Source organism: Burkholderia sp. 3C, assembly GCF_054589155.1.
This window is the reverse complement of the sequence record NZ_BAAILN010000092.1, coordinates 239,203-247,330: the sequence shown is the minus strand read 5'-3', so window position 1 is coordinate 247,330 and position 8,128 is coordinate 239,203. Positions and strand designations below refer to the sequence as shown.

9 protein-coding genes are annotated in these 8,128 nt (G+C 70.0%); 6 read left to right on the top strand and 3 right to left on the bottom strand.

Annotated elements, in window-relative coordinates:
- Positions 1–336, top strand: a 336-nt coding sequence (locus ACYP33_RS17390; RefSeq protein WP_459622987.1) for a RidA family protein, incomplete at its 5' end; no start/stop codon positions are given.
- A 134-nt stretch (positions 337–470) separates the two neighbouring features.
- On the opposite strand, the gene prfH is transcribed toward ACYP33_RS17390, so the two are convergent.
- The 3 genes from prfH to ACYP33_RS17375 all read right to left on the bottom strand — a co-directional run bounded on the left by prfH (position 471) and on the right by ACYP33_RS17375 (position 2,924).
- Entirely contained in the window at positions 471–1,112 is a 642-nt protein-coding gene (gene prfH, locus ACYP33_RS17385) for a peptide chain release factor H (protein WP_459622986.1), read from the bottom strand.
- A complete protein-coding gene (locus ACYP33_RS17380; RefSeq protein ID WP_459622985.1) occupies positions 1,112–2,254 on the bottom strand; it encodes an RNA ligase RtcB family protein in 1,143 nt (380 codons plus the stop codon). The genes prfH and ACYP33_RS17380 overlap by 1 nt, the downstream gene beginning before the upstream one ends.
- Before the next feature lie 400 nt (positions 2,255–2,654).
- A complete protein-coding gene (locus ACYP33_RS17375) occupies positions 2,655–2,924 on the bottom strand; it encodes a metal/formaldehyde-sensitive transcriptional repressor (protein ID WP_459622984.1) in 270 nt (89 codons plus the stop codon).
- A 69-nt stretch (positions 2,925–2,993) separates the two neighbouring features.
- Here ACYP33_RS17375 and ACYP33_RS17370 point away from each other — a divergent pair, with 69 nt between their 5' ends.
- From ACYP33_RS17370 to ACYP33_RS17350, 5 genes are all read left to right on the top strand, one after another.
- Positions 2,994–4,115, top strand: coding sequence for a nickel/cobalt efflux transporter (locus ACYP33_RS17370; protein ID WP_459622983.1), 1,122 nt, complete (start codon positions 2,994–2,996; stop codon positions 4,113–4,115).
- Between the two features lie 31 nt (positions 4,116–4,146).
- Positions 4,147–4,347 carry a DUF1289 domain-containing protein gene (locus tag ACYP33_RS17365; protein WP_459622982.1) on the top strand — a complete coding sequence of 67 codons (201 nt, stop codon included), beginning with the start codon at positions 4,147–4,149 and terminating at the stop codon, positions 4,345–4,347.
- Positions 4,348–4,524: 177 nt separating this feature from the next.
- Positions 4,525–6,234, top strand: coding sequence for a phage integrase family protein (locus ACYP33_RS17360; RefSeq protein WP_459622981.1), 1,710 nt, complete (start codon positions 4,525–4,527; stop codon positions 6,232–6,234).
- 222 nt (positions 6,235–6,456) lie between these two features.
- Complete coding sequence (locus tag ACYP33_RS17355) at positions 6,457–7,194, top strand: N-acetylmuramoyl-L-alanine amidase (RefSeq protein WP_459622980.1); 738 nt, start codon at positions 6,457–6,459, stop codon at positions 7,192–7,194.
- Positions 7,195–7,303: 109 nt separating this feature from the next.
- The coding region (locus tag ACYP33_RS17350; protein ID WP_459622979.1) for a diguanylate cyclase domain-containing protein at positions 7,304–8,128 on the top strand (825 nt) is incomplete at its 3' end.

The window sequence follows — 8,128 nt, the reverse complement described above, 5'->3', positions numbered from 1 at the left end:
CCCCCCCCCCGCGGCCGGCTCGTGTTTACCTCGGGCCAGCTTGGCTGGGACGGCCAGGAGAAGATCCACAGCGAGCGTTATGCCGACCAGGCGATCCAGGCGCTGAAGAACATCGTGACGGTGTTGGCGCAGGCCGGCGCCGGGCCGGAGCACATCGTGCGTCTGACCTGGTATGTGACTGATCGCGACGCCTACCTCGCCGACGCGAAGGAGGTCGGGCGCGCCTATCGCGAGCTGATCGGGCATTTCCCGCCGATGAGCGCGTTCCAGGTCGCGGCGCTGATGGTGGAGAGGGCGAAGGTGGAGATCGAAGCCACCGCGGTGATTCCGGACTGAGCGCATCCGGTCGCGGTGTGAGGGCGCCCCGATAGCAGTTCGATCAGGGGCGGCGTCGCCCGCGATTCGGCATGAAGCGGTCAACTGCTTTTGCAGGCAGATGAAACGATCCCGAAGCCGCGCACAGGCTGCGATCAGCCGTCCGATGGCACGAACGTCTCGCCCCGAAACACCCGCACCGGGTTGCCGCGCGCCACCGCGCCATGTTGTCGATGCCGCTCGCGGCGTTCGCGCAACGCCTGCTGTTCGGCTTCCTGCTGCAAGCGCCAGCCGAGCAGTTGCAACGCGAGCCGCCGGTTCGCGTGCTGGCTGCGCTCGCTTTCCACGCGCACGGCAATCCCGCTGGCCAGATGCGTGGCGCGGATCGCCGACGCCGTCTTGTTGACGTGTTGCCCGCCGGGGCCGCGCGCACGCATCGCCTCGAAGCGCACCTCGCCGTCGGGCGGTGGTGGCGCGACGGCGCAGCGCGCCACGCCGATGAACCAGTTGCGGCGCGGGTGCCGTGCGCGAAACGGGCTCGCGCAGATCCATTGCAACGTGCCGGTCCAGCGCGCGGCGAGCGCGTCGGCGGCCGCATCGCGGTGCGGCCCACCGTCCGGTTCGCCCAGCTCGACCAGCACCGAGCGGAACGTGCCGAGGCGTTCGCCCGGCACGTCCTCCAGCACGGTCAACGTCACATGCGCGGCGTCGGCCTCGCTTTGCAATTGCCGCAACGCATGCGCCACCGCCAACTGGCATTCGAGCGGGCCGTGCGCGGCTGTCAGATGAAGCAGCATCAACAACCTTCCCCGGCGGTCTTGTAGGTCAGCACCGGCGCAAGCCGCGCCAGACGGCGCACCAGGCCGGCCGCTTCGAGCGCGTCCACCACGCTGTCGATCGGCTTGTAGGCCTGCGGCGCCTCCTCGTACAGCAGCTCGCGGTTCTCGCAGATCACCTGGCTGCCGAGGCGTGTGCGCGTCAGTTGCGACGGCGAAAAGCGCGCTTCGAGCCGGCCCCGGCAGTCGCCGCGCGCCCACTTGCGGCCCGCGCCGTGCGCGAGCGAATCGAGATGCCCGATGTCGCCGCACGGCAGCGGCTGCACGAGGTAGCTGTAGTCGCCGCGCGAGCCGGGGATCACGACCGGCCCCGCGTCGGCCGGCGTCGCGCCCTTGCGGTGCAGCCAGCCCGGCGTGCCGCCGATCGCGACGCGGCTCAGGAAGTTGTGGTGCATGTCGAGCAGCGGCGTGCCTTCGCTGCGCCAGCGCGCCAGCATGCGCTGTGCGATCAGCTCGCGATTGATGCGCGCGTAATGCAGCGCCGCGTCGTGTCGTTCCAGATACGCGGCGCAATCGGCGCTGGCGTCGTCGAGCCCGCGGTGGCCGTGCGTGTGCGTGTGGCGTTCGAGGATCGCCTGGCCGAAGCCGCGCGAGCCGCTGTGCACGAGCAGCAGCATGCGTTCCGGCGCGATGCCGAGCGCGCGCAGGGCGGCTTCATCGTGGATGCCGTCGAGTTTTTGCAGTTCCGCGAAATGATTGCCGCTGCCGATCGTGCCGAGCGAGGCCGCGAAGCCGTGATCGGCGAGGCCGGCCGCCGCGAGCCGCGGCTGCCAGCTCGCGTCGAGCCGGCCGTCGATCGAACCGAGCTGGTTCGCGAGCTTCGTCACGCTGCTGCGCCGCGCGTCGAGCGCGGTTTGCCACAGCGCCATGCCGCAGCCGATGTCGCCGCCGATCAGCGCCGGATACAGCCGGCCCGTCGAGAAGAATGCCGCGCCGACCGGATAGCCGCGCCCGGGATGCAGATCGGGCATGCCGGCGACGCGCTGCATGCCCGGCAGCGTAGCCGTGTGTTGCAGTTGGCGGATCGCTTCGCCTTCGATCCAGGTTGCCGGGGACGCGCACAACGTGACGCCGTCCGCTAGCTTTTGCAGGGGAGTGCCCATGAGTGATTCCGTTCGAAAAGAAAGAGAACGGCGGGCCATGGACCGGGCGACGCGCACGCAGGCGCGGCTCGATTCGAGAGGGGGGATATCGGCGCGGCGCGCCGTGCACGGCCTATCGCGGCGGCCCGAAGGTTCGGAACGTCAGGATGGCGAACGGCACGGCGGGAAGCGAGGGCGGCCTGGCGCTGGCCGACATGTCATGTCGGCGGAGCGGCAAGGCGGCTTGACGCGATCGACCCGGTTACGACCCGCAACGGGAGGAGAGCTGGCGTGACGTCATGGTGCGGTTCTCCTTGGCAGGTCGGGGTGATCGGAAGGGCTTGAATCTAGCACGCGCGCTTTTCGGCCGGCAAGCGCCGCGCGCCGCAGCGTGGCGCGCACGCATCGCCGCGCACTTCACTCACTTCAGATACGAGCGAATCACCTGCATGACGACCTCGGCTTCCTCGCGGCGGTGTTCCTCGTCGGTTTCCTTGACGACGTGCTCGCGCATATGGCCCTCGATGACCGAGGACATCAGCCCGTTCGCCGCGCCGCGGATCGCCGCGATCTGCTGGAGGATCGCCACGCAATCGCCGTCCTGATCGAGCTGGGTTTCGAGCGCGCGCAGTTGCCCCTGCATCCGTCGGACCCGGGCCAGCAACTTCGGTTTGTCGTGAATCGTATGCATGTCGGAGGGTGTTTTTATACTGGGGGGGAGTATACTGCGCTCCGTTCTCCAGTCTCTTGGAACGTGGAAATGACTGAATTCTCGACCCTGCTGCAACAGGGCAATGCCTGGTTGTTCGTGCCCAGCGCGATCCTGTTGGGTGCGCTGCACGGGCTCGAACCCGGCCATTCTAAAACGATGATGGCGGCGTTCATCGTCGCGATTCGCGGCACGGTCGGGCAGGCGGTGCTGCTGGGGTTGTCGGCGACGCTCTCGCACACGGCGGTGGTGTGGGCCGTGGCGATGACGGGCCTCTATTTCGGCCGCAACTGGAGCGCCGAAGCGACCGAGCCGTATTTCCAGATCGCCTCGGCCGTGATGATCATCGCGATCGCGGCGTGGATGCTGTGGCGCACCTGGCGCGAGCAGCGCGCCGCGCATGCGCATCATCACGAGCACGGCCACGACCACGCGCACGGCCACGGCCATCACCACGACGAGGCGCGGCTCATCGACACCGGCCACGGCGTGGTGCGGCTCGAGATCTTCGAGGATGGCGTGCCGCCGCGCTTCCGGCTGCGCAATGCCGGCCGGGGCGGGCAGGTATGGCCTGCGAGCCAGGTGGCCGTGGAAATCGCGCGACCCGACGGCAGCAGCCAGACGTTCCGCTTCGTGCAGCGCGACGGCTTTCTCGAATCGTCCGACGCGATTCCCGAGCCGCATGCGTTCACGGCGCGGCTATGGCTCGGCCATGGCAACCACAGCCACAGCTACGAGGTGGTCTACGGCGAAGATCACGCGGCCGCCGCTGGGCTCGACGTGCAGGCCGACGGCTATCAGGACGCCCACGAGCGCGCTCACGCCAACGATATCCAGCGCCGCTTCGCGGGCGGCGGCGTCACGACCGGGCAGATCGTCATGTTCGGCCTGACGGGCGGGCTGGTGCCGTGCCCGGCGTCGATCACGGTGCTGTTGCTGTGCCTGCAACTGAAGCAGTTCACGCTGGGCGCGGCGCTGGTGCTGTGCTTCAGCATCGGGTTGGCCGCGACGATGGTGGCTTCGGGCACGCTGGCCGCGTTGAGCGTCAAGCATGTGTCGAAGCGCTGGAGCGGCTTCGGCGGCTTCGCGCGCAAGGCGCCGTATTTTTCGGGCGGGCTGATCGTGCTGGTGGGCCTGTATCTCGGCTATCAGGGCGTTGCGGCGCTGGCCTGAACGCAGTTCGACGTTTTCCGGAAAAGATCTCATGGCAGTCAAATCACCGTGCGTCGAGCTGTGCGCGTTCGACGGCAAGACGGGCTTGTGCACCGGGTGCTTTCGCACTCGCGAGGAGGCGCGGGCCTGGAAGGGCATGACCGATCATCGTCGCCATCAGATCCTCAACGAGCGCAAGCGTCGGGAGGCGAAGGTGGGGCGCCACGCGCCTGTGGCGAAGGACGGGGATTGAGTGGCGTGGTCGGTTGCGTCGCCGGATGAAGCGGCGGTTGTGTCGCGGGCCGAATCGACGGCTGCATCACCGCTCGAATCGCCGACCGAATCACCGACCGAATCGCAGGCCGAATCGCAGGCCAAGTCATCGCCCAAATCGCCGGCTCCCCGCCGAATTCATGTCACACTCGCGCGCATGACTTCCCGCCCGCCGATTCCCACCCAATCTGCCGATTCACCGGCTCCGTCCGGCTTCCCCGATGCCGACGAGCTGGCCATGCTGCGTGCGTGGTACGAGGGCATGTCGGTGCGCGCGGCGGCCGAGCGTTATCTCGGCGACCGGCTCGGCCAGGGCCGCTCCGCACGCGGCGTGCTCGGCGCGATCCGCCGCCGTCTGGTGGCGGCCGCCACGCGTGCCGGGCGGCGCGATCTGGCCGAGCTGCTCGCGCATGCGCCGGCCGAGCGCACGCAACATGCGCGCGCGGTGGCCGAGGCGATCGGGCAACTGCGTCACGCCCGCCTGCCCGAGCCGCACGTCGGCGACGACGTTGACCTTTGGCTGCCCGCGCGCGCCGTGGCGGCGCTGCGCGCGCACGGCATCACCACGCTGGCCGACCTGACGGTGCGCATTCCGCGCCGCCGCCAATGGTGGAAGGCGATCGACGGGCTCGGCCCGGCCAGCGCGCGCCATATCGAGGCGTTCTTCCGCGCGCATCCGGCGCTGACCGAACGCGCCCGCGCGCTGGTGGCCTCGGCCGCGCCGGCCGCGATCGTGCCGTGGGAGCAACTGCGCCTGCCGCACGAGGTGGACGGCACGGCCGGCACGTTCCGCGCGCCGCGCGCAACCTGCACGCTCGACGCCGACAACGATTACACCGCCGTGCAGGCCTGGCTCTCGCTGCACGAGTCGGAGGCCACGCGCCGCACCTATCGCAAGGAGGCCGAACGATTGATCCTGTGGGCGATCGTCGAGCGCGGCCGCGCGCTGTCGTCGCTGACGACCGAAGACGCGCTCGCCTACCGCGCGTTCCTGCGCCGCCCCGAGCCGGCCGAACGCTGGACCGGCCCGATTCGCCCGCGCCGCGCCGCCGACTGGCGGCCGTTCACGGGCGCGTTGTCGGCGCGCTCGGCCGCGCATGCGCTGTCGGTGCTCGGCGCGCTGTTTCGCTGGCTCGTCGAGCAGCGCTACCTGCTTGCGAATCCGTTCTCGGGCGTGAAGGTGCGCGGCGGGGCACGCTCGGCCGCGCTCGACTCGTCGCGCGTGTTCAGCGACGGCGAATGGCAGATCGTGCGCGTGATCGCCGACGGCCTCGAATGGTCGGGCGGCTGGGAGCCGGCCGCCGCGCAGCGGCTGCGCTTCCTGCTCGATTTCTCGTATGCCACGGGCCTGCGCGCGAGCGAACTGGTGGGCCTGACGCTCGGCGCGATCCGCAGTGACGCGCGCGACGACCGCTGGATCCACCTCGTCGGCAAGGGCGGCAAGGCCGCGCGCGTGGCGCTGCCGCCGCTGGCCTGGCAGGCGCTGACGCGCTACGCGTGCGAGCGCGGCCTGTCGATGGTCGCGACGCAATGGCGGCCCGACACGCCCGTGATCGGCGCCCTGGCCGGCGACGTGCAGGCCGGCATCAGCGGCGTGCGGCTCTGGAAGGTGCTCAAGCGCTTCTTCATGCAGGTGTCCGAACAGTTCGCCACCGATCATCCGCCGCTCGCCGACAAGCTGCGCCGCGCAAGCCCCCATTGGATGCGCCACACGCACGCCACCCACGCGCTCGCGCGCGGCGCGGAGCTGACCACGGTGCGCGACAATCTGCGCCACGCATCGATCTCGACCACCTCCATCTATCTGCATGGCGACGAGGTCAAGCGCGCCAAGCAGATGGCCGACGCGTTCGGCGCGAAATCGTGAGCGCGGCGTAAGTTTGTCAACGTGCGCGTCTCCGGCAGGCGCACCGTCGCAAATTGATACGTGTTTAGCTGACAATCCGCGTTGTTTCGGCTTCTTCGTTGTACCGCGCACGCGTAAAATGCGTCGCGATTCCCGCCGTCTCGCAAAGCGCCGATGACGCATGCTGGTGTCGCGCGTGCCGCATCGGCTCGCGCGTTGCCACCGACACCCGCTATCACCACGATGACATCGACAACACGTTTCTTCCTGCGCACGGCAGCGCTGGCCTGCGTGCTGGCGAGCGCCGCGCCCGCCGTTCATGCCGCTTCGCCCGCAGCGTCACCGGCCGCCGCGCCCACCATCGTCGTCGACACCGGCCACACGCCCCTGCATCCGGGCGCGACCGGCGCCAGCGGCCGCGTCGAATACCGCTACAACCTCGACCTGTCGGCGGCGGTCGCGGCCGACCTGGCCGCGCAGGGCGATCGCGTGTTCCGCACCTCGGCCGACGGCCGCGAGATCGCGCTGGCCGCGCGCGCCACGCAGCACCCCGACGCGAACCTGTTCATATCGATCCATCACGATTCGATCCAGCAGCAATATCTCGATGCGGGCCGCCAGCGCAATTTCCACGGCTACGCGATCTTCGTGTCCGAGCGCAATCCGCATTACGCGCAGAGCCTGCGCTGCGCGAAGGCGGTGGGCGAGCGGATGCTGGCGGCCGGCGAGACGCCGTCGCTCTATCACGCGGAACCGATCCACGGCGAGAACCGCCCGCTGCTCGATCGCCGGCTCGGCATCCACCGCTTCGACGACCTGATGGTGCTGCATACCGCGCCCATGCCGGCGCTGCTGATCGAGGCCGGCGTGATCGTCAATCCCGACGAGGAGCGGCGGCTTGCGCAACCGGAAACGATTCGTCGCATCGGTGGCGCCATCGCGGCCGGCATCGAAGCCTGCACGCAGGCCGGCGGCGCTTGAGCGTGACGCGGGCCACCGATTTTCACGAGCGCGCGCACCCGATTCGCTTACTATCTGAAGCTTGCGGCGACGGACCCTGTCGCCGCCTTTCCCTGACCGACCTCTCGCCATGCAACGACCGGAGCCGCGCCTGACCGAACCGCTCGCCGCGCTCGACGAATCGATCGACGACCCGATCGACGATTCGCCGCGCCACGCCGACGCGACGCGCATCGAACGCGCGATTTCGCAGGCCGCCCAGCCCGTGTGCCTGTGTGCGTCCGACGGCACGCTGACCTGGTCCAACGCCGCGTTCGAGCGCTTGACCGGCCGCCGCGCCGGCGTGCCCGGCACCGCGTTGCGCCTGCAATCGATGCTGGCCGCGCCCGGCGACGCATGGTCCGCGCCCAGCATGGACGCGCTCGCGCGCGGCAGCGAGATCTGGCTGCTGCAGCGCCCGACCGGCGACGGCCTGCCGGTGCGCCTCGTGCTGTCGCCGCTCTACGCGGCCGAAGCGGGCAACGCGCGGCATGCGGCCCGGCGCGGCGCGGCGGCGCAACTGGCCGGCGGCATCGACCTGTCCGGCGCGGATGGCGCGCCTCGGGCCGAGGCGAACGGCGCGAACGCCATCGGGACCGACGCCTGGGTGGTGTTCATCAGCCGTGCCAACAACGAACCGCCGTCGGGCGGCGAGCTTTGGTACGCCGCCAACTACGACGACACCACGCGCCTGCCGAACCGCAAGCTGTTCGCCGAACGGCTCGACCTGCGGATCGCCCGGGCGCGCGCCACCGACGGCTGCTTCAGCATCGTGCTGCTCGAAATCGGCGGCCTCAACACCATTCGCAACGCGCTCGGGCTGCCCGGCGTGGAGCTGGCCGTGCGCGTGACCGGCGAGCGGCTGCGCACCAAGGTGCCGCATCTGTACGGCGTGGCCAGCATGGGCGACGGCAAG